Source organism: Chitinophaga pinensis DSM 2588 (assembly GCF_000024005.1).
Taxonomy (GTDB): Bacteria; Bacteroidota; Bacteroidia; order Chitinophagales; family Chitinophagaceae; genus Chitinophaga; species Chitinophaga pinensis.
In genome coordinates this window covers 3,620,561-3,644,597 of sequence record NC_013132.1, presented here as the reverse complement: position 1 = coordinate 3,644,597, position 24,037 = coordinate 3,620,561, and the positions used below count along the sequence as shown (strand labels likewise).

Annotated in this window: 15 protein-coding genes; 11 read left to right on the top strand and 4 right to left on the bottom strand. The window is 45.9% G+C overall.

Annotation, left to right across the window (positions count from 1 at the left end; genetic code table 11):
• Positions 1-3 precede the first annotated feature (3 nt).
• Entirely contained in the window at positions 4-459 is a 456-nt protein-coding gene (locus CPIN_RS14760; protein WP_012790613.1) for a MarR family winged helix-turn-helix transcriptional regulator, read from the bottom strand.
• Between the two features lie 159 nt (positions 460-618).
• Here CPIN_RS14760 and CPIN_RS14755 point away from each other — a divergent pair, with 159 nt between their 5' ends.
• From CPIN_RS14755 to CPIN_RS14745, 3 genes are all read left to right on the top strand, one after another.
• A complete protein-coding gene (locus CPIN_RS14755; protein WP_012790612.1) occupies positions 619-1,512 on the top strand; it encodes an AraC family transcriptional regulator in 894 nt (297 codons plus the stop codon).
• An 80-nt stretch (positions 1,513-1,592) separates the two neighbouring features.
• The gene (locus CPIN_RS14750; RefSeq protein WP_012790611.1) at positions 1,593-2,711 is read left to right on the top strand and encodes an FAD-dependent monooxygenase; all 1,119 of its coding nucleotides are present in this window, start codon (positions 1,593-1,595) and stop codon (positions 2,709-2,711) included.
• A 75-nt stretch (positions 2,712-2,786) separates the two neighbouring features.
• Complete coding sequence (locus CPIN_RS14745; protein ID WP_012790610.1) at positions 2,787-5,081, top strand: GH92 family glycosyl hydrolase; 2,295 nt, start codon at positions 2,787-2,789, stop codon at positions 5,079-5,081.
• A gap of 87 nt (positions 5,082-5,168) precedes the next feature.
• On the opposite strand, the gene CPIN_RS14740 is transcribed toward CPIN_RS14745, so the two are convergent.
• Positions 5,169-6,344 (bottom strand): M57 family metalloprotease, encoded by a 1,176-nt coding sequence (locus CPIN_RS14740; RefSeq protein ID WP_012790609.1) that lies wholly within the window; start codon positions 6,342-6,344, stop codon positions 5,169-5,171.
• 347 nt (positions 6,345-6,691) lie between these two features.
• Here CPIN_RS14740 and CPIN_RS14735 point away from each other — a divergent pair, with 347 nt between their 5' ends.
• Both CPIN_RS14735 and CPIN_RS14730 read left to right on the top strand, forming a co-directional pair.
• A complete protein-coding gene (locus CPIN_RS14735; protein ID WP_012790608.1) occupies positions 6,692-9,103 on the top strand; it encodes an ABC transporter permease in 2,412 nt (803 codons plus the stop codon).
• A gap of 1,167 nt (positions 9,104-10,270) precedes the next feature.
• Positions 10,271-11,299, top strand: coding sequence for a DNA/RNA non-specific endonuclease (locus tag CPIN_RS14730; RefSeq protein WP_012790606.1), 1,029 nt, complete (start codon positions 10,271-10,273; stop codon positions 11,297-11,299).
• 114 nt (positions 11,300-11,413) lie between these two features.
• Here the strand turns inward: CPIN_RS14730 and CPIN_RS14725 are convergent, their stop codons facing one another.
• On the bottom strand, positions 11,414-12,178 hold the full coding sequence (locus CPIN_RS14725; RefSeq protein WP_012790605.1) for a DJ-1/PfpI family protein: 765 nt from the start codon (positions 12,176-12,178) through the stop codon (positions 11,414-11,416).
• 75 nt (positions 12,179-12,253) lie between these two features.
• Positions 12,254-13,171, bottom strand: coding sequence for a GlxA family transcriptional regulator (locus CPIN_RS14720; RefSeq protein WP_012790604.1), 918 nt, complete (start codon positions 13,169-13,171; stop codon positions 12,254-12,256).
• Positions 13,172-13,411: 240 nt separating this feature from the next.
• On the opposite strand from CPIN_RS14720, the gene CPIN_RS14715 reads away from it, so the two are divergent.
• The 6 genes from CPIN_RS14715 to CPIN_RS14690 all read left to right on the top strand — a co-directional run bounded on the left by CPIN_RS14715 (position 13,412) and on the right by CPIN_RS14690 (position 23,713).
• Positions 13,412-14,002 (top strand): RNA polymerase sigma factor, encoded by a 591-nt coding sequence (locus CPIN_RS14715; protein ID WP_012790603.1) that lies wholly within the window; start codon positions 13,412-13,414, stop codon positions 14,000-14,002.
• Between the two features lie 106 nt (positions 14,003-14,108).
• Entirely contained in the window at positions 14,109-15,305 is a 1,197-nt protein-coding gene (locus CPIN_RS14710) for a FecR family protein (RefSeq protein WP_012790602.1), read from the top strand.
• A gap of 180 nt (positions 15,306-15,485) precedes the next feature.
• Positions 15,486-19,040: a SusC/RagA family TonB-linked outer membrane protein gene (locus CPIN_RS14705; RefSeq protein WP_083781104.1), complete on the top strand. Its 3,555-nt coding sequence runs from the start codon at positions 15,486-15,488 to the stop codon at positions 19,038-19,040.
• 12 nt (positions 19,041-19,052) lie between these two features.
• A complete protein-coding gene (locus CPIN_RS14700; protein WP_012790600.1) occupies positions 19,053-20,483 on the top strand; it encodes a RagB/SusD family nutrient uptake outer membrane protein in 1,431 nt (476 codons plus the stop codon).
• Between the two features lie 78 nt (positions 20,484-20,561).
• Entirely contained in the window at positions 20,562-21,506 is a 945-nt protein-coding gene (locus CPIN_RS14695) for an ABC transporter ATP-binding protein (RefSeq protein WP_012790599.1), read from the top strand.
• Positions 21,503-23,713: a Gldg family protein gene (locus CPIN_RS14690; protein WP_012790598.1), complete on the top strand. Its 2,211-nt coding sequence runs from the start codon at positions 21,503-21,505 to the stop codon at positions 23,711-23,713. The genes CPIN_RS14695 and CPIN_RS14690 overlap by 4 nt, the downstream gene beginning before the upstream one ends.
• Positions 23,714-24,037 lie beyond the last annotated feature (324 nt).

Genomic DNA, 24,037 nt, shown 5'->3' with positions numbered 1-24,037 from the left:
TGGTTATTTATTATTGAGTTTATCTGTTGTTTCCTGCATGATGGCAATGGCCTGTGAGAAATAACTTTCAATGATACTGCGTTCGTTCTCAGCAAAGGAGGCCAGGAGCTTTTCCGACTGACTGCGGAAGCTTTTATAGAGCGGCGTCAGCAAGGCCATGATGTTTTCGGTAATAGGTTCAATCAGGACTTTCCGTCTGTCATCCTCGGCAAATCGTCTTTTTACCAGCTTTTTCTTCTCAAATCTGTCTATCAATCCGGTCACTGCACCGGTAGTCAAACCAGTGAGTGTTGACAGCTCCCCTGCAGTCATCTGCCCTTTTTCCATTAAGAAGCCGAGGTATTTATGGTCAGTACCTGAAAGTCCGGCCTTCCGGGCAACCGCCTCGTGCATCTGGATAGAAGTATATGCGTATAACTGGCTCAGCTTTCTTACCTGCCTGATCTGATCTTTATCCATATATTATCTTATCAACTAAATATCTTAGACACTAAGATAATATTATCCGGACAATCAAGATGAATAATTTTCAATTCCGGTATAAATATGCCTGGGGAAGGAAGATGAAAATAGCAGCTGCCTGTAAAAGTTTACATTTGTAACAGAGAATAGAAAAAGATGCGTAAAACAAACAAGTCCATTCCTGTCAATCACTTCGACGACACGTATAACTCAGGCATGTCTATTGAAAAAATATTCATCAAAAACTTACGCTCTTTAGAGGAATTAGCCGAGGTCGAAGATATTGATACTATTGAGGGAATTGCGGAAGCCCACCGGCATGATCGTCACTCCTTCTACCTGGTTGAAGGCGGAACGCTTTCGATGGACATTGACTTTGAACATTACAAAATAAAGCCTTCATCCATCATGTACATGCATCCTGACCAGGTACACCGTACAATGGAATTTAAGAATGTGACGGTTGTCAGTCTGGCGATCAATAACGAAAACCTACATTCTGAATACCTGCAGCTCCTGGAGGATATCACACCTGTCAAACCTTTGGTATTAAAGAAAGAGACTTTCGATACCATTGCAGAAGCGGCCGCGCTCTTCATACAATTATCCAAACGGGATTATAACAAGGTATACCATACTTTATTAAAAGACTGTTGTAATGCACTGGTTGGGTTGATCATCGGACAATACCTGGAACAATCCAAACCGGCTGATAAACTCTCCCGGTTTGAAATCGTCACCCAATCCTTCCGGAAGCTATTAGACCGCACATTTACTACTGTAAAACGCCCCGCTGAATATGCCCAGCAATTAAACTTATCTACACCCTACCTGAACGAATGTGTCAGGAATACTACTGGCTATTCTGTTTCCTATCACATACAACAACGCGTTATTTTAGAAGCCAAACGACTGCTTTATCATTCCGACAGATCTGTAAAAGAGATAGCTACTATATTGGGCTATGATGATTACCCCTACTTTTCACGCCTGTTTACCAAAGTCACCGGTATGACGCCGCTGGCTTTCCGGAACAAAAACCTCGATTAGTCCAATACTTACTACGTTTTACCATTTTCCAGTCCGGCTGCCGTTCGTTCCTTTACAGCGTAAATTAAATGGTATAAGCAATGGACATACTAAGAAAGAAAAAAGTACTTGTTTCCGGTGCAAGTTTCGCCGGACTTTCAACCGCTTACTGGATGAACAAAATGGGCTATGACATTACCGTCGTAGAAATCTCACCTGATCTCAAGAGAGGTGGCACACCTGTTAATATACGCGGCAACACCATAGATATCGCTCAGCGCATGGGTATTCTTGAACAGATAAAAGCTAACAGGCTTCACCTGGAGTTATGTGAATTCAAGGATGCGGAAGATGTAACAGTAGGATCTATGTTATTGAGACAAGCAGGTGAAGCCCTTCCCGATGATGATTTAGAGATTGAACGGGATGTATTGCTGGATATCCTCTTCAACTCTATAAAAAACGATGTTGCATTTATTTTCAGCAACAGCATTACCACTATTGATGAAACCGCGGACGAAATCCATGTTGTATTTAAGGATGGCTCCCAGGATTCATTTGACCTGCTCTTTGGTTGTGACGGTATACATTCAGCCGTGAGAAGAATCTGGTTTGGACCTGAATCTGACTACATTCATTTTCTCGGACAATACTTTTCTATTACGATTGTCAACAAACTACTGATAAAAGAAAACAGTGCACAGTTTTATAATGTACCGGATAAGGGCATTATGTTGAATGCCTATAACAATAAGACTGATATCATTTTCTGTTTCCGTTCGGATATAGATATCCCTTATGATTATCGCGATGAAGCACAACAAAGAGCGATTATTTCCACACAGTTTGCAGGTGAACGCTGGAGAAGCGCTGAACTCCTGGAAGAAGTGCGGCAGTCCGGGACTTTCTATTTTGACAAACTGTGTCAGGTAAAAATGCCTTCCTGGACAAAGGGTAAAGTAGTCCTGGTAGGCGACGCTGCCTATTGTGCTTCTCCTGCTGCCGGTATGGGAGGATCCCTGGCAATAGATGGCGCTGCGGCATTAGCAGATGCTATGTATACACACAAGGATGACCTGGCGCTGGCATTCCAGGCGTACAATAAAGATTTCCGTCCTTTTATTGAAGCAATTCAGGAAGAAGCGGTAAAAAATGGATTAGAGTCCTTTGTGCCGAGAACCGAAGAAGCCATCCAGAAAAGAAATACGGTAGGCTTTTAAATGTTTCTGGTCTAAAAAGGCTACTTGACATTCCGATATGAAAAGCATATGTTTGTACATACATAATAATATTCCATGTACAGACATATATACATTATTATCGTTATAGCCATCTTTAGCTCCTGTGTAAGTCAGCGGGAAAACCTGTCCCGGTATGTAGATCCGGGTATCGGTACCGCCCATAGCCGCTGGTTCTTTTATACCCCGGCCGCGTTACCGCATGGTATGGCGAAACTGGCCCCTTCTACAAACGGGCATTATGGTAATCCCAGTGGATGGGAAGCTGTTGGTTATGATACCCGGCACCGGTCTATAGAAGGATTTGCGCATTTTCATGAATGGCAGGTAGGCGGGATTGTCGTGATGCCTGCGACCGGTCCGAGGATACTGACACCCGGCAGCCTGGAAGATGCAGAAAAAGGACTTAAAAACGGTTATAGATCCCTCTTTGACCATAAAAGCGAGGTAGCCCAACCGGGATATTACAAGGTAAAACTGGATGACTATCACATCACTGCCGAACTGACGGCCACTGAACGGGTGGGTTTTCACAGGTATACCTTTCCGGCAGCACCTGATTCCAGGATTATACTTGATATTGGCAATAAACAGGGAGAAAGTGGTGAAGTACTGGATGCAGCAGTACACATGACGGATGAAAGACATTTCGAAGGATTCGTCACCACCTACCCTGCCTACATCAAAAAGTATGATCCACAGGGAAAAATATCCATGTATTTCTATGGAGAGATCAGCAAGCAGCCCGCCACTGTAGGTGCATTCAATGCCAATGGTATACAGGAAAACAGCAGGGAAAGTAAGGGCAAGGGTGCAGGCTTATTCCTTGAATTTGCCACTACTGATCAGGAAGTCGTAGAACTGAAAATCGGTCTTTCCTATACGTCTACCCTTCACGCACAAAAGAACCTGGTGGCAGAGGCCACCGGTATTGACTTCAAAAAGGCACAGCAACTGGCAGCAAAGGTCTGGGAGGGTGAACTGGGCAAGCTTAAGGTCAGTGGTAAAGCAGTACAGGATAAAACCAAATTCTACACCGGACTGTATCATGCGCTTTTAGGACGCGGTATTATCAATGATGCCGGACAAGCGAATTTATATAATACGGATGCTATCTGGGGCGCTTTCTGGAACCTGACGCAACTCTGGGCACTGGCTTATCCGGAACATTACAATGACTATGTACGTTCGCAGATCGATGTGTATCAGAAACGGGGATGGTTTGCAGATGGTGTTACCAATGGCTATTTTACTTCCGGCGTCGGTACCAACTTTGTGGGACTGGCAATTGCGGCTGCTTATCAATGTGGTATACGTGATTATGACACAACATTAGCTTACAAGGCCATCAGGGAGAATGAGACTGATGGTACAGACAGGCCCGTAGGATCCGGAAAACTGGATGTAGCAGCCTTCAATCACTATGGCTACTCCCCTTATCTTGAAGAGGATAAGACTGATTCGACCGGGTCCCGGTTTGCGGCCTCTCATACACTTGAATATAGTTTTAGTGCATTTGCTACCGCACAAATGGCGAAGGCCATGGGTAAAACAGCGGACTACGACTATTTCATTGGCAAATCGAAGGGATGGCAACGGCTCTTTAATCCTGCATCCAAACTGATACAACCTAAAACTGTCAATGGCCAGTTTATTGACAAATTTGATCCCCTGGAACCCTGGCGGGGATTCCAGGAAGGGAATGCCGTACAGTATACCTTCTATGTACCACAAAATCCGGCTGGTCTGATCGAGGCCATCGGTAAAGAGGAATTCAACACGCGGCTTGACAACATCTTTACGGTTGCCCGGCAAAACAGCTTTGGCGGCGGGAAGACAATCGATGCGTTTGCAGGTATCAAGGCCAGTTACAATCATGGTAATCAGCCTAACCTGCATGTCAGCTGGTTATTTAATTATTCCGGTAAACCCTGGCTGACGCAAAAATGGACCCGTGCCATCTGTGACGAGTTCTATGGTACAGAAAGCATACATGGTTATGGATATGGTCAGGATGAAGACCAGGGCCAGCTTGGCTCCTGGTATGTGATGGCCGCATTAGGATTGTTTGATGTGAAAGGATTGACAGACCTTCGACCAGTGATACAGCTGGGTAGTCCGGTATTTGACCAGGCAAGTATCCAACTGGGCAATGGTAAAACCCTCCATATCACCACCGAAAATAACAGCAAGGAAAATATATATGTGCAGGAAGCCCGCTTTAATGGTAAACCATTGGAGAACGCGTGGTTGTACCGCGATGAGCTGATGAAAGGAGGTAAACTATGGATGAAGATGGGGAATGTGCCGAATGAAAAATGGGGTAGAGAGGCGCCACCTTCTGTGCAATAAACATCATCAGCGTTCACATAAAGAATAATCCCGGATCATATAACATGATCCGGGATTATTCTTTATGATATACAGCGATCTCTTTTATCAATCACCGTTGAAACCTACATAAAAAGTGGACGTCATATCGCTGATAGAAGGATTCGCATTGGATACAATCCGAATCTGTATCAACGGGCTATAGCCAGGACTGATGTTTGTAGGCAGCAATGGCGTATTCTCTACACGATAATAGCCGGTATTTGGCACATTAGCAGCCAGTGTACCTTTAAGAGAGCCTTTTTCAAAAAGCTGTAATGATACGGTTGGTGTATTTACCAATGTATTGTTCCAGGTGATGTCAAAGCTTGCATAAGGCTGGCTGTAACGATCGCCACCAAAAATGCTGTACCCATATAATGGTTCATACTTGCCTTCCGGGAAGGTGATCCAATGGTCATAGGTCTGCCATGGATAGAGATAAGCGATCGCTGCTTTGTCGTAAGTAGAGAAACCATTCCATGGAAGTACTACACCACCGTTGTAAGGACCGGAGTTCATAATTGAACTGGGATCGCTTTGTGGCGTACCAGGTATTAAATAACCAGGATGGTATTCATCGGTGTGCGCCAGACCTAATACGTGTCCCAGTTCATGTGTAAACAGGAATTCCTGCTGACTGAGACTCAGGTTGGCGCTTAGATTGGTATTCACGCGTATTCTCCATCCAGGATAACCTGAAGATGGGAATTCAGCTTCTCCCCAACCTGAAATTGAATTATCCTGGAAAAAGGTAACATCTGCATAAGTACTGAGGTTAGCACGCTCAATAAAGCTGAAGTTAACCTTACTGTTTGTTTCCTTTGCCCAATGACCTAATGCTTCCTGGATACCCACTTCATAATACAGGTTTTTGAGTATCGGATCAACATAGACTTTAATATTTTCTACATTGTAAGAAGTAATAAGAGTGGGGTATTGCCATTGTTCAGTATGAACGTCTTTGTCATTTGATGCTTTTTTCATGGCAAAATATTGTTCTACCTTTTTTACATCTGTTGCATTTTTTCTGAATAGCAGATCTCCTGATACTTCATAATAATCGCCACGGTCTTTAATCTTTTCATCACTGAAACCGGCATCTTTGAGGGTTTCATACAATTTTTTGTCGGTAAGCGTAGCGCCGGAGGATTGGGACTTTTCTGCATCATCCTTTTTACAGGATGCAGCTGATACAAGTACAGCAAGGGCAATGCTGAGACGAAATAGTCTTCGGGTTTTCATAATGTGCATTTAGATTGTGAGAACTGGGTTAATGATATAAGGTTATTAAGATTTGGCTTACGGTTGATAAATCGAGGGTGCTAACTGCGTTTAACTGAAATGAAGATATAAATTAAAGGAAATAGAACTGGAAACGAGTGGGTTATCAAATTGTTAACAAAAGGATTAATATATCCGGAGGAATGTTATCATCCGCGATATAAGTTGTCAAACAGGTCTGTAATAATGGCAAGGTATGATTCTGTACCGGTTTATCGTTGTTTCATCACATTTTGTATGTGCAGTATCATTTCTCACATACATTAGATAACTGGTACCGATGTTGAGAACCTTATATTAACCTGATCATGATAGGAAGTTATGTCAAAACATCCACACGCAATTTATTGCGCAATAAGCTATTCTCCTGCATCAGTATTGTTGGTCTTGCCATCAGTATGTCTGTCGGCTTATTACTTATTGCTTTTGTACTGGATCTGCGATCTTATGACAGGTTCCATAAGAACGGTGAGCGGATCTACCGGATCTCCAGTGTGGCTACATTCAAGGGAGAACAAGGTGGCAAATATGCATCTGCATCCATAAAAACCGGGAAGTTGATAAGAGAAAAGCTGACAGGCATTGAAGAGGTGGCTATTTTACGGAATGATTTCTCGCAGGACGCGCAGGTTGGCGACCATATTTTGCCTATCAAGGGCTTCTGGGCGGAACCTTCGTTCTTTCGCATCTTTACCTTTCCGATGCTGCAAGGCAATGCGGCGACGGCTTTAAGAGACCCTTATTCGATTGTGCTGACAGAGACGGCGGCCAGGAAACTATTTGGCAATAAAGATGCGATGGGCAGCATGATCAGGTTTGATACACTCGAATATCGTGTGACTGGTGTAATGAAGGATGTTCCTTTCTTTTCACATATCCATTTTGAAGCGTTAGTGTCACTGTCGACCGCCGATCAGCTCAATAAAAATGATCCGCACTTCGGAGACTGGACTAATATATGGTCTAACTTCGTGTATATCCTGCCATCGAAAAATGCCGACATGGCGGCTATTCAGTTGCAACTCGATGCCATTGCAAAAGAAGAAAACCTGGCTGACAAAGATACCCGGATCCAGCTTTCGCCGCTTCCGCTATATAATATTGTAGTTGGAGAGAATCTGCGTCGTTCAGAGGGAGGACCTGGTTACGTAGGACCGCATGTGCCACCAGTCGTACTTGGGCTACTGGGTGGACTTGCATTGGTTGTGATACTGTCTGCCTGTTTCAACTATACCAATCTTTCGATCGCACGTGCCATGCGCCGTTTTAAGGAAATAGGTATCCGTAAAGCCATCGGCGCCGGTGCAAGCCAGGTAAGGCTGCAGTTTCTTGCGGAAGCAGTTATGATCTCTCTGATAGCCCTTTTACTCTCATTCCTGCTTTTCCTACTATTACGTCCACAGCTTATCCATCTGGCTCCGGAAATGCAAGGTACCGTGAAACTTGACCTGACTCCGGCTATGATCATTTCCTTTATCGTCTTTTCTGTCACTGTAGGCGTTATTGCCGGTTTCATGCCTGCCATCTTCTTTTCAAAGGTTAATGCTATCAATGCGCTCAGGAATGTATCATCTGTAAAAGTATTCCGGCACCTGACACTCAGGCGGGCCCTGGTCGTGATACAATACACGGTCACGTTAATCTTTATAACGGCCACCTCGATAGCTTATGTACAGTATAAAAATATCCTTGCATTCGACCTGGGCTTTCGTACAACAAACATTCTGAACATCTATACGGAGGGTAATAAACCCAATGTATTGCTTAATGAACTGCGTGAGATACCGGAGATTACTGCACTATCCAGGTCTCTGATCGTTACCGGAATAGGCAATTACTGGGGTGGTAACATGAAATATAAAGATGTCAATGACTCCACCCTGGTCATGACCAATCATGTCGACGAAAACTATTTACCACTGCATGGATATAAGCTTATTGCCGGCGGAAATTTTATTTCAAGACCGACTACAGCAGAAGCTGTCAGCGAGGTAATTGTTAACGAACAGGTGCTTAGGCGATTCAATATAGGCATCCATGCTCCCGAAAAAGCAATCGGCGAACAGGTAATGTTGAACGGTCGCAAATTGACGATTGTAGGAGTTATGCAGGACTTTCACTATGGCAAGGTTGAAAATCTCATCGGACCGGTAGCATTCACCTGCTGGACACCGGAAGACAGGGCGGTTATTAACGCCAGCGTAAAAAGCGATGATATGCCGGCGACTATGGCTAAAATTGAGGCGGTGTGGAAGAAATTCGATCGTGTACATCCATTCAATGCTACATTTTACGACCAATCGATAGAAGATGCATATAGTGAATTTTCTATCATGATTAAGATTATTGGATTTCTGTCGTTTCTTGCTATTTCTATCGCTTCGATGGGGCTGTTCGGTATGGTAGTATTCACCACCGAGACACGACTAAAAGAGATCAGCATCCGGAAGGTGATGGGCGCCAGTTTCGGCAACCTTATATACCTACTGAGCCGTAACTTCCTTTTATTACTATCGATATCCGCAGTCATCGCGCTGCCCGTCACATATCTCTTCTTTGAGAAAGTTGTGTTGAGTAACTTTCCATATCATACACCTGTTCAGATTGTCGAGTTGTCTATTGGATTTTTGGCAGTACTGCTGATTGCAATTATTATGATCGGGTCACAGACGATGAAAGCGGCGAGGGAAAATCCTATAGCGGTACTGAAAAGTGAATAAAAAGTATCTGACAATCCCGAAAACCGGGAGAATCTGCGGGCAGGGCCATTGCAAAGCGGATTATAGCAAAAAACCTCGTAGAGCTTACGATCCACGAGGTTTTAGTGTTTTGTGTCCCAGGTATCAGTACCTCGGACACAAGCATACAAAATTTACTTCCTTTATTTCTCCATAGATCTGTATAACGTTTCCTGCCTATTTACAGTTGCTGCTAATTTGAACAACAATGTTTATAGGACCTATCAGGCTGTATTATTACAGATGACAATTGGGGCAGGTAGTTTGCTCCAGGGATGTCAGACAAACATCACCTTTAGGTTTTGGCTGACTGAGATTGGCAATTTTGATTTTCACTAATTGGAGCTTCTTTGGAGTTGTCTTCTTTTTCATGGTGATAATATTTAATACAATAATCCTCTCCTGTCTTTAGCCAGGGGGCAATGCCGTGGAGTGGTTGTTCAGCATATAATCGAAATGCCGAAATGCTTCAGCGTGTTATTACAGGTAATATGCAAGGTGAACAGGCTACACTATCCTCTATCGGGTTAAGCTTTTAGGGTGATCAGAGCGCGTAATAGCCATTACTAATTTAGGGGAAATTTTTCAATAAGCAGTAAGAAAGATACAAGAATCGCCTATCGCCATAAATATTACCTGGATTATTCTTTACATCCCAACAGCCAACTACCCAATATACAAATCCTGTATCTATTGTAATACTGAGCAATACCACCAACACTGTCTTAAAAAATCACAAAGATGCAATGCGACAAATTCCACCAAACAGGATCGAAGCAATATCCCCTGCTGTTCCATCAGTTGCGTTGTTATCGGACTTAGTTCCAACAGTCCTCATATACAATAACTACGTTCCTCCTGAGCATACACCAGGAACCGCACATCAGAATTCTCCATATAGTACCGCATAACAACATGGTCCTCCCCTTTTGAATAGTTTATTCGCTAAAATTGTCGCATATTGCAGCCCAAAATATAACTTAAACGATTAAACTGTCTTTGTACTAAAGAAGTGGACAATAAAAAATATGCCAGCAAAAAAAATTCCTATCAGACCATATTGACGCCATATCCTCGTCTTTCCGAAGGACTGCACTTTGTATTTCACACCACATGACCATCATTTAAACTTATAATACAAGCTGATTAATGAAAGAAAAGAAATTAATATCCATCGCCATTACGGTGGCACTGGTAGTATTTGTAACTTGTGTAAGGCTACGTGAATCTTCTGGTAATAAGAGCTCAGACAAACCTAAGAAAACCAGTACGGCGAAATCCGCTCACAATACCACAAAATCATCCCGCAATATCACAAAATCATCTGGTAGTACGACAAGATCATCTGAGGCGACAACAGCCTCACGAATGATTGTACCTTCATCATCCAACGATTGCGATACACGGGTAAAAAACACCAGCGATAACAATCATCTGTTACTAGGCAACCCATCTGATGCACAACCATGCATGATGCTTGTCAACAATTATCTTATAGACAGAACGTATTATGTGGCGTCTTACAACAGCCAGCGTGGTATCCCTAACTGGGTAAGCTGGCACCTGGATGCCGATGATCTGGGTAAAACTAACAGAACTGATAACTTCAGGGCAGATCCTGAGTTACCCGGCAACTTTTATCATGTAGAAGGCACCGACTATGTCAACTCTGGTTTTGACCGTGGACATAACTGTCCCTCCGGTGACCGTAGTAATAATACCAGCGCTAACGAGTCTACGTTTCTGATGAGTAATATGATTCCACAGGCACCCAGGAACAATAAACGTGCATGGGCAGGCTTTGAGGAATATACGAGAAATACACTTGTAAGACCCGGCAATGAATGTTATATCATTATGGGCAGCTATGGTACTGGTGGTACCGGATCAAAAGGAAAGGTGAAAACAATCGATCAGGGAAATGTTACGGTACCTGCACGTATCTGGAAAGTAGTAGTGGTTATTCCCGCCGGGGATAATGACCTGGAACGTCTTGGCAGCAGTGATGTTACTGTTGTCGCTATTGATACACCTAATAATAATAAAACGATTGATAACAGCTGGCGAAAATATATTACCTCTGTGAAAGCTATAGAAGATTCGACCGGTTATCATTTGTTGTCAAATCTGCCGAAGAAAGTGCAACTGGCACTGAAATCAAAAGTATATGTGCCGTAGTTACTGAAGTATTTAAGTTACACCAATAAAATGGGCCTGGCTCAATTGATCCAGGCCCATTTCGTATTACGGCGATAATGCATTAAGAGCTGCGTTCACCGGCGGCTGTCCTGATTATCTCTTCACTTGCATCCCTTGCTCCGGAACATACTTATCATACTCCATATGTTTTGCAATGCGCAGAGCCGCTTCTTCTCCCCTGAGTCGCGCCACCAGGTGCAATGCCCCGTCGATGCCCGCTGATATACCGGCGGTGGTAATCACCCTGCCATTGTCCACGTAGCGTACGTTGTTTAACACTTTAGCGCTGGGAACTGCCCCTTGTAAATTTTGGATACTGTTGTGAAAGGTGGTTACAGTCAAACCATCCAGCAGACCTGCTTTACCCAGTACGAACGCCCCCGTACAAACAGAGAAGTAGCCTTCAGTGGTGGCATCGCGCTTTTTGATCCAGCTGATCACCTCCGGATCGTTCGTTGCTATACCATCATCCCCACCGAAAATAGCGAAGTAATTAGCAGGCGGTGCATCCGCAATGCTGTAATCCGGAATCACTTTTAGTATACCTTGCACTGTTACCGGCGCTTTGGTTTTACCAACAGTAAATATCTTAAATCCTGCATAGGAGAATACTTCCATCGGACCGGCAAAATCCAGCACTTCCGTGCCATCATACAGGTAGAAGCAAATGGAATAAGTAACAGGTTTAGCCGTATCTTTTGGCATCAGCGCCATACCACAGTGGGCGCAAACGCCGGGGGCATGATGAATAATGGAGTCACAGGCACGTCCACAAGGCGGGCATATATAATTAGCTTGCTGTTGCTGTGCCAGCCCCCACAAGGGAAGGCATAATAGTAGGATAAACAAATGTTTCATGGGCATTAATTCTGCGAACAAATTATACCTATATAATTTGTAAAGAAGGACAACACCATAGCAAATCGGGCCATTTTAGCCATTACTCCATTTTCTTGCCAGCTGGCTTAGCTGACGGCTGCTACCTATGCCGCAGGTTTTGCCTACCCAGGCCAGTTTATGCCCTTCCTTTAGTAACTGAGCGGCCTTCTCTTCCCGGAGATGGCGGATGTAATCTCCTATAGTCATACCAGTAGTTGTTTTAAAGAGGCGTGTGAGGTTGCGGGGCGACATATGCGCCAGTTCTGCCAGTTCAGTAATAGTGAGTTTAGTATGGAGTTGCCGGGTAATATGATCCTGCACCTGATGCACCTGGTGACTGATATGCTGCCGGTGTTGCAGATGAATACTATGCTGGGAAGCATCACCATCCCGGCGGATGTATACCACCATATCTTTAGCTACTGTATAGGCGAAAGCCGGCCCATAATCTGCTTCCACCAGGTACAGCGCCAGATCAATACCCGTAGAAATACCAGCGCTGGTATAGATATTATCACTTTTCACAAACAGCTTGTTCTCTATCACGTTAGTCCGCGGAAAACGTTGCGCCAGCGCCTTCGTATATCCCCAGTGAGTGGTACAGTCGCGACCATTCAGTAAACCCGCTACCGCCAGTACAAAAGCCGCTGTACATACCGAACAAACGGTAGCCCCGATTGCTGCCGCATGCTGCAACCAGTGTAACCATTGGTCATCCGCCGTATGATCCCATTTGCTGAGGTCAATCCCCGCTACGATCACAATATCTTCCGGCTGTACCACCACAGCCTCAAGCGGCTCTACTTTTGTAAAGCCAAGACCTGCGGAGCTTCCAATGGACGGATAAGGAGATACATAGCGTAATTCATAGGGACGACCGCAACATCCTGCTTCATAAAAAACTGTTACGGCGCCTGCCAGGTCCATTAAATGAACATGGTCCAGCAAGAAAAAAATAACGCGCTTTTCCATGAAACTAAGGTAAGGATAAGATTATTAAAGGTCGCCTCATAGCATCCGGGACAAGCACCGGGCAGTATCGGGAATAATCCGTCTATCATTACTTAACTTTTGCTCTTTGTCATCCTCTTTCCCCGCCTTGCATTTACCATATAATTTGGCGAAATTAGCTTCTGTTTCAATCAAAATCTTTTCATGCCATTCGTTTTCTCCCTCCGGTAATGCAACATATTACATTTTAATATTGCTTTATTGAACGACGGACAATTTATTGATGCTTCTGGGCTTTGCCGCCGCATTGCAGCTGGTGATGAAGCCGCATTTAGCCAGCTGGTAGAGCTGTTCGCTCCCCGCCTTCAGGCTATGGCGGCCCGTATTACCGGCTCTGTAGCTGTGGCAGACGACCTCGTTCAGGATACCTTCCTGAAAGTATGGCTCTCGCGCGACCAATTGAGCGATGTTGCCCAACCGGCAGCCTGGATAAAAAAAATATGCTTTTACCGCGCAGTAAACCATGTGCGCCGGCAATCTATTCACGATCACGTGATAGACGCCGTCGGACTACAAAAAGAAAATACCGTAAAAACGGCTGAGATCGTGGAGTTCCGACAGCTACTGACGATGGTGAATACCGCCGTGCAGCAACTCCCTGAAAAACAACGCCAGGTATACCGTCTGAGCCGGGAACAGGCCCTTAGTATCAGCGAGATTGCCGAGCATATGGATCTGGCGGTTAGCACCGTCAAAAATCTGATGGTCATGGCACTTAAAAGCATCCGCACTTCCCTGCAAAAAAGTGGCTACCCACTATTTGTCCTGCTTTTATTAGACTTCCTTTATTAAATATGCCTCCACCGAAAAAAACTTTGCTTTTTTTCGGTACCAATCGTCTTCCCGATTGTCTGGTATAGATAGGGAGCCATAACTCGATTATTTACTCCTATTTATAATGAAACCAAACGCCCGATTAACATATTTACTGGAACGCCTGGTCAGCCACAACGCTACAGCGGAGGAGCTGGACGAGCTTAGCGCCCTGGTCGACCGTGACGTCGCCGATGCATCTATCGATGATACCGAAAGCTGGCTGGAAGTTCATGTCAATCAGCAGCTCCCCGCCTACAATCCCCAACAATGGCGACAGGTGGCTGATCAGATCCTGCGGTCGGATAAACTACCTGCCGATCCTGTTGCGCCGCCGGCAACGCGTGTACACTACCTCCACAAATGGTGGTGGGCAGTAGCAGCCGTCGTACTGATAGCAGCCGGGGCCATGTATCTTAACCGGAACAACCCACGGCCCGTGCGCCAGATGGTACGCAATGCCTCATTGGACGTTGCACCCGGACAAACCGGCGCCATGCTCACACTCGCCGATGGTTCGCAGCTCGTACTGGATAGCACCGGTAATGGCGTCATTACCCGGCAGAACGGCACTTCCGTGGCAATGCAAAACGGCGATCTGCAATATACACCGGGACAGGCATTGGCTGGACCAGTACAATATAATACCATTAGTACGGCCAAAGGACGGCAGTTTACTATTACGCTGTCAGATGGCACTAAAGTATGGCTCAATGCCAGCAGCTCGCTACGGTTTCCGGTGGCATTTAACGGCTCCGACAGAACGGTCGAATTTACAGGTGAAGGATACTTCGAGGTGGCCGCCAATGCCCGGCAACCATTCCGCGTGCATGTGCCGGACCAGATCAGCCTGGAAGTACTGGGTACCGCCTTCAACATCAATGCCTATACCAATGACCGGAACAGTTATACCACGCTGGTGAATGGCGGGGTAAAGATATCGCCGGCGGGAAAAACCAGTGGCGCTGTAGTGTTAAAACCGGGTGAGCAATTGCTGGTCACAGGCAGCCACTTCGATGTAATGAGCAATGCAAATGTGGAACAAGCCATCGCCTGGAAAAACGGCTTTTTTAATTTCGACAGTGTAAGTCTGAAAGATATGATGCGCCAGCTCGAACGCTGGTACGATCTGGAAGTGGTATACGAAGGCAATGTGCCGGATATCATGTTCTTTGGGGAAATGAGCCGCAATTTGAAATTATCTGACGTATTAAACGGGCTGGAACGATCCAATGTACACTTCCGGCTGGAGGAAGGTCGTAAGCTAATCGTAATGCCATAGTATATTTTACCTATGCCTTAATTATCAATTGAAATCGTAAACATGAAGTAATATTTATCAACTAAGATCGGGCTATCAGATAAAAAAACCGGAAGTGCGGCAAACACTCCCGGAAGATTGTTGGTAGCTGCAAAACGGGTTTCGAGACCTCCATTTTTAACAACCAAACGTTGCAAATCTATGCAAAAAACAGCTTACTGGAGCCGTTGGGGTATGCCATGCCGGCTTCCAACCAAAATGCTTCGGATGATGAAACTAACCAGTGCCTTTCTGCTCCTTTTTTGTTTACATGTGTCAGCCAACACCTTTTCCCAGTCAATTACCTTCTCCGGAAGAGGGATACCCATGAAACAGGTATTCGCGGCAATAAAAAAACAAACCGGATATGTAGTATGGGGAAAGTCGGATCTGCTGCAACAAGCAGATGCAGTTTCGGTCTCCGTACAAAACATGCCGCTACTGAGTTTCCTGGACCTCATCGTTAAAAACCAGTCTTTCAATTATAAGATAACAGACAATACTATTTTCATTTATAGTAAAAATGATCCTGTATCCGGCGATGCCACTATCGCAAAAGTCACCCCCTTGGCGGGACGGGTAACCGATAGTCTGGGCGTACCATTGATCGGTGCTACCGTAATAGTAACAGGTGGTGGCCGGTCGGCCATTACCGATATGAATGGCAGCTTTTCCGTTCCTGCAGATGCAGGGAATGTGCTGCGCGTCAGCTTTATTGGTTATCAAAACAAAGAAATTGTTGTTACCACCGCCATGCAACAGGGAGGCAACATCGGCACCATCATACTGACCCACGTTTCTTCTACGCTGAATGAATTGAACGTAACCGCCAACACCGGCTACCAGTCTATCCCAAAAGAACGCGCTACCGGCTCGTTTGGCGTTATTACCGAAACCACACTGGGCGCCAGGATGGAAACAAGTATTATGGATCGCCTGGAAGGCACCGTGCCGGGGCTTTTCATTCAAAACGGCGTGCCTACTATCCGCGGTCTGTCTACTTTATATGGCAATCAGCAGCCATTATATGTGGTAGATGGATTTCCTTATGAAGGAGACCTCAATTATATTAATCCTGCCGATGTGGTAAACGTAACTGTGATGAAAGATGCAGCAGCAGCTTCTATCTATGGCACACGCGCGGCCAATGGCGTGATTTCCATTACCACCCGTCACGGCAGTAGCCGGAAGCCGGTTGTGACCTTTAGCAGTGGCGTTTTTTTCTCGGCCAAACCAGACGCCGGTTATATGAATCTGCTCAATTCCTCCCAGATGGTGGATCTGCAACAGGAACTCTTTAACAAATGGCACCCAGGCTTCAGTGACGGGATCAGACGCACAGGCAACACCAAAGTGCTGCAGGCATTGTATAACCAGGAACAGGGCTATATTACTCAGGCGGAACTGGATGCGACCCTGGGAAGGCTTAAAACACAGGACGGGCAAAGTCAGCTCGAAGATCTGTTCATGCGCAACAATGTAAAACAACGCCATGCCTTTTCTGCCAGTGGAGGCAACGATATACATCAATACAATATGATGATAAACTATACCGGCAATAGCGGGTATGGTTTACGAACCAGCAGCAACGATATCAACCTGGGGCTGAGAGACCGCGTAAAAGTGTTTCGCTGGCTGGATGCCGAAATCGGTACCAACACCAACATCCGCACAGGAAAATATCAACCCGAAAGCCCCGAATCGTTTTACTGGAACATGCCCTATGAAATCATCCGCAATCCCGATGGCAGTCCGGCTGATTTCACGAAACTAAAATCGGATTATGAGATCCAGCGTCTGATCAGCCTGGGCCTGCATGATGAATCTTACCATCCACTCGAAGAAACGGACCGCGCTGATTTGTCGTATTGGTCGAACTACTTCCGCGTACAGGGGGGCTTTACGGCAAAGATTATTGAAGGACTCACGCTCGATCTGAAATACCAGACCGAACGCGGCACGAGCTATAATAAGCAGTATTACAACTCGTCCTCTTACTATGCCAAAAGGATGATCAACGATGCCGCGCAGGTCATCGACAATGAGCCGATAAAAAATGTTCCCGACGGCGGACAACTATACGAAACACGCGGTAACTCCAAATCGTACACCGCACGTATGCAGCTGAACTTTGACCGGACTTTCGCCTTGAAACATCACATCTCCGCCCTGGCCGGCGCCGAACGCAGGGCCATTTCGAATGCCAGTACCTCCGTATTTAAAATGGGCTACAGCGATAACAACCTGCAGTTCCAGCCAGTAAACGAACTCGCACTCGGCAACCTTAAAGGAACGCAGTCGCTAACCAGCACCTTTGCCCTTCCCTTTAACGACGGCAACAATTTCTATTATGGCGAAGAAAGATACATTTCAATATATGGCAACGCTGGTTACACCTATAACGGCCGATACAATCTGACAGGTAGTGTACGCGTAGACAACTCCAACCTCTTTGGCACCGATCCCCGCTACCGTTACCTGCCGTTATGGTCGGTAGGCGCGAGCTGGCGAATCACCGAAGAAAACTTCATGAAAGATATCAACTGGCTGAACAGTCTGAGCATTCGTTCGACCTACGGTTTAGGTGGCAACGTGGCCCGCACCGTCGGACCGTTCCTTCAGGCACGTTCTACATTTTTTGCTGAAGCCAATGCCACCGCCACCGATATCATATATCCGCCCAACAAATCATTGCGCTGGGAAAAAACGGCCACCACCAACCTCGGTATAGACTTCGCCGTACTGAACAACCGGATTTCCGGGTCTATGGATTATTACGTGCGCAATACCACAGATTTACTCGGCGAAAAAACGATCGATCCCACTAATGCCTTTCCCAACGCATTGATCAACTATGGCAGTCTGAATAACAAAGGTTTCGAACTGGCATTGAACACCCGCAATATTGCAGGGAAGAAATTTTCCTGGAACAGTACACTGGCATTGAGTTTCAACAAAAACAGGATGACTGAGATCAACACCAAAGACGAAACTGTTTATACGCTTACCGGCGGCTATGGTGTAAACAAAATCGGTTATCCGATGGATGCCGTATTCAGCTTCCGTTCAGCAGGACTCGATCCCACCAACGGTTCCATGCTGGTATACGATGCCGACGGGAAAATAGTCCAGAACTATGATCAGAGCGGTACAATCGTAGCCAACATGACCAATGTGAAAGGGTTGGTATACAGCGGAACACTTCGCCCCATCTACACTGCCGGACTTACCAACAGCTTTACCTATAAACAGCTTTCCCTCAGTGTAATGATCATTTCCAATGGTGGCAACGTGATCCGCGATGTAGTGCCTACCATCCAGACCAACTTTCCACTCAGGAACACCGACCAGCGTGTAGCGAATTTCTGGCGTAAACCGGGCGATGAGAAAATACCAGGTATTATGCCTGCCCCCGACCTTAAAGGCGATGGCGGCAGTTATTACACACTCCTCTCCTATGCGTCTGACCGCAACGTACTCAAAGGCGATTACGTAAAAGTGCGCGATATTGCCGTCACCTATAACTTTGAACGGTTGCTGTCGCGGATCAGAAAACTGGCTGCTGCCAAACTGACTCTCCAGGTGCAAAATCCATTTTCGTGGCACGCCAACGATGCCGGTATAGATCCGGAAGCGTACGAACACGCCTCACAATATGCCAACAGGCTGTTGCCGGTGATGCCAGTTTACTCAGCAGGCATTGATATCACCTTTTAAAAAAGCGGAACCATGAAAAAATTATCTATATATATATTCAGCTTCGTTGTTTTATCCGGTTGCGACAAGTTTCTGGACATCAAACCGAAAGATAAGTTCATTCCCATCACCACTACCGACTATGAGAACATGCTCAATTCGGGTACCATGGTTAACTTTGGCGATTATTTCTGGGATTTGCAGTCCGATGACGCATTTTTACCCGAAGGAGAACCCGGCAACCTGTATACGAAGCAGCAACTGCACGGCCGGCGCATATACACCTTTAACAACAACCCCTACGATCAGGGCGCCAACGATTATCTCTGGAGTGAAGGTTATAAAAGGATCTTCTACTACAATAGTATCATCAACAATATTATGGATGCTACCGAGGGAACGGAGGCCAACAAGAAGAGCGTTCGCGCCGAAGCTTATCTGGGCCGTGCTATGGAGCATCTGCAAATGGTAAATGTCTATGCTCAGCATTACGATGCAACTGTTGCCGCCACAACGCCCGGTATTCCCATTGCGTTGATCGCCGACATCAATGCTAAATTTACCCGGAACAGCGTAAAAGAAGTATACGATCAGATTTTGCGCGATGGAGAAGCCGCAGTAGCTGATCTTCCCGAGAAAAATAAACTCACAAAATTCAGGGCTTCAAAAGCCGGCGGATATGCACTACTGGCCAGGACCTACCTGTTCATGGGCGATTATGAGAATGCCGGTAAAAACGCTGCACTGGCTATTTCTCTACAGGGCGGACTTAAAAACATGAATGATTACAGCATCATCATCCCCGGTCCGTTTCCGAATGTGCCGGGTGCACCGCTGGGCTGGACCAACATCCCGGATGCGCAGCTGAATCCTGAAACCATCGTGGCGCGACATTTCCTGCGGCCATTCGGCTTGGGCATGGATGTTTGCGCTTCACCAGAATTGAGTGCCTTGTTCACCAACGACGATAAACGCTGGACACTGTATTATGCAGATGGCTGGCCGCCAGCTCCTCCGTTCAATTATATGTCGAGGTACCAGGTAAAGATTTTCCTTCGCGGAGACTTCTACAGCAACTATCTCAACGTGCCTGAAATGTACCTCATACGCGCCGAATGTTTCGCCCGCGAAGGCAAAAAACAGGAAGCCCTGGACGATATCAACAAACTACGTTTGAACCGGATTACACCGGCCGCTTACAAGGTATTTATGCCAGCAGATTTCGGGAACGATAATGAACGTATACTCCGTTTCGTACTGGAGGAAAGACGCCGTGAGCTGGCATTTACCGGTATACGGGTTATCGATTTGAAACGTCTGAACAAGGAAACCCGTTTCCGTAAAACAATTAAACATACCGCCGAAGGAAAAGAATATGAATTGCAGCCCGGCAGCGACAAGTACCTGCGGCAGCTGTGGCCCAACGCCACCATATTTAACCCTGACTGGCCACTGAACCCATAAAAATATCCAACCAACCATACCCTTCAGGCGCCGGAAGTTTCCGGCGCCATTCATCTCTTATTGCGTAATAAATTGAATATGCAGGATAATATCGTAAAAATCGAAGGACTGTTTCACCGTTACAGTAAAGACTGGGCGGTGCAGGACATCAACTTCGAGATCAACAGGAACGGTATTGTAGGACTACTCGGTTCCAATGGCGCCGGAAAATCTACAACCATGAACATCCTTTGCGGCGTATTGAGCCAAACCCGTGGCCAGGTGTTAATAGAAGGCATCGACATGCGTACTGACCCGGAAGAAGCCAAAAAACGGATCGGCTTTTTGCCGCAAAACGCCCCGCTGTACCTTGAACAAACCGTAGACGAATACCTCACTTATTGTGCGCACCTGCGGTTGATAGAAAAACGAAAGATTCGCGAATCCGTGGACAAGGTGAAAGAAAGATGCGGCGTAGCGCATTTCAGCAAAAGGCTGATCGGTAATTTATCCGGCGGCTACCGGCAACGGGTAGGCATTGCCCAGGCGATCATTCACCGCCCATTGCTCGTTGTCCTGGACGAGCCCACCAACGGCCTCGATCCTAACCAGATTCTGGAAGTACGACAACTGATCAAAGAAATTGCGACAGACCGCTCAGTAATTTTTTCTTCCCATATCCTTTCGGAAATACAGGCTACCTGCCAGGATATCATCATGATTGAAGGTGGCAAAATCGTGTTTAAAGACACGATGGATACTTTCAACAATTACATCGAACCGGATAGCCTGGTGGCCACCATGGAAAATCCACCTGCAGCTGAAGAACTGAGGGCAATCGGAGGCGTAAAAGAAGTAGTGTTCCTCACGGAAAAAACCGTTCGTATGCGGTTCGATCCCACCGCGGACATTGCAGAAGAACTGGTGGAAATGAGCGTTCACCGCAAATGGCGCCTGAAAGAAATCACACTGGAGAAAAGTTCGCTCGATGCCATTTTCGCACAGTTATCCAACAAAACATTTAAACCATCCGTTCAATCATGAAAGTAAATATCAGAATAGCCCGCCAGGAACTGAGTCTGCTGTTTCATTCGCCGGTAGCCTGGCTCATCCTGATCGTGTTTCCCGTACAGATAGGCGTTAACTTTCTTTATTACATACAAATGATCGGCCGCGCACAGCGTATGGGTAATCATTTTAACGATGTCACGTCCATGGTGTTTGCGGGATTACAGGAAGGATTTTATCCCGGTGTAAAGAATACCCTCTACTTCTACATTCCACTACTTACCATGGGTCTGATCAGTCGTGAAACACACAGTGGTTCCATAAAACTGTTGTTATCATCTCCCATTAAAGTAAAAGATATCGTACTCGGTAAATATGTGGCCATGATGGGCTATGGCGCACTATTGCTCGTTATTATTTGCTTGTACGGCGTGGCAGGCTCGTTTTTTATCACCGATATCGATTGGATATTTTTGGCTTCCGGCGCTATCGGACTATACCTGTTAATCTGTGCCTATTCAGCCATCGGACTGTTTATGTCTTCACTCACTACCTACCAGGTAGTAGCGGCGATCAGCACACTGGCAGTATTGGCGGGACTTAACTTCGTAGGCGGGTTATTCCAGGGGAACGACACCGTACGACATATCACCTATTTCATGTCGATTGCCGGCAGGACCGAACAATTTATTTTCGGGCTGATCAGCACCCAGGACATCATTTACTTTTTGATTGTGATCGGCTTCTTTTTAGCCATTACAGGTATGCGGCTGCAAGACCAGCGAGAGGCCCGCTCAAAGCCCGTACGCACTGCCCGCTATATCGGGTTGGTCGGACTGTGCTTCCTGATCGGCTATCTGAGCACCATTCCCGCTTTAACCGGTTATATTGATATGACGGCTACACAAACGCATACACTGGGCCAACAAAGCCGGGAACTGATCTCCAAAATGGAGCATCCGCTAAAAGTAACGACTTACGTAAACATCCTGGACAATAACTACTACCTCGGAGCACCCGAAAAGAAAAGTGAAGACGAACGAATCCTCACTCCCTATCGCCGTTTTATGCCCGATATGAAGATGGAGTACGTTTATTACTACGATTTTTCCAATAATGAAGGACTTTACAAAAACTATCCTGGGGAAAGCGATGGAGCGATTGCTAAAAAAGTTGCCGATATCCAGGACCTCGATTTCAGGAATGTACTGAAACCAGACGCTGTAAAGAAGATCGTAAATCTGAATCCCGAAGAAAATCGACTGGTAAGACTATTGGAGTATGGTGATAAAAAAACCTTTTTACGCTATTACAATGATATCCGCATCTATCCTGGCGAACAGGAATTTACCGCAGCGCTGAAAAGGCTTATCACGCCTGAAGACATCCCAGTTATTACTTTCCTGCACGGCAATGGCGAACGCAGTATTACCAAAGCCGGTGATGCTGAGTTCAGAACGTTCGTAAACGAACTTACATTCAGGGGAGCACTCATCAACCAGGGTTTTAACGTTGATACGGTAAACCTCGCACAGCAAGACATTCCCGCATCCACTTCCGTACTGGTGATCGCCGATCCAAAAACTGCATTCTCCGACGAAGTACAACAAAAACTGGTGCAGTACGTAGCTAGTGGCAGAAACCTTTTTGTGATCACGGAACCCCTTTCCCAAAACGTTGTAGCACCGCTTTTACAGCCGCTTGGTATACATCCCGAAGCTACTACGATACAGGAAGAAAGCCGCGATTACGCGCCCGACTTTATCCTTGCGCACTTTGCTGACAGTGCAGCCACGATAGCTCCTAAACTAGCCGGCTACAGGGCCGACAACGGCGTGGTATCGATGGTAGGGACCTCTGGCATCAGCTACCGGGACACAACCGGCTTCCACATTGTACCCTTGCTGGTAGCTAAAAACAACAAAGCGCTGGCCATCGCCGCGCAACGCAGTATCAATGGCAAGGAACAGCGGATCATCGTGACCGGCGATGCCGATTTCATGAGTTCCAGTGAACTAAGCCGCCGCAAGCCATACAACTGGAATCAACCGCTCATTACAGAAATGTTCCGCTGGTTCACCTACGGCACGTTCCCTGTTAACACCGGCGCCATCCGCTCCAAAGATGCGATTGACAGCGACGATCGGGGCATTTTAATGATGCGTATTATCTTCTTTGGTGTAATACCAGGCGGCTTGTTAATCTTTGCCGCCGTACTATTATTATACCGCCGGAGGCGATAAAAAGTAAAAGCTGCTGCAAGTATAACAGCTGCTTTTATATATGTTTTCGAAGACTCACTCCAAACCAAATTCTTCAATGGCAATTTGAAGGGCACGAGCGCGAGCTGCAATATTGATAAAAAAGAAGAGGATGTATCGAAAATAAATGAACATCCTTAGAATTACTTAAATGACTACCTGATTCCATCAGGTACCCGAATAAAGAGAGCCTGTATCTTACTTTTGATACAGGCTCTTCTTTTCCAGTGATCCCGGGATGGGGAACTCGAACCAAATTATTGATGATTTAACACAACTATGCAATATCGATTTTAACGATGTCAA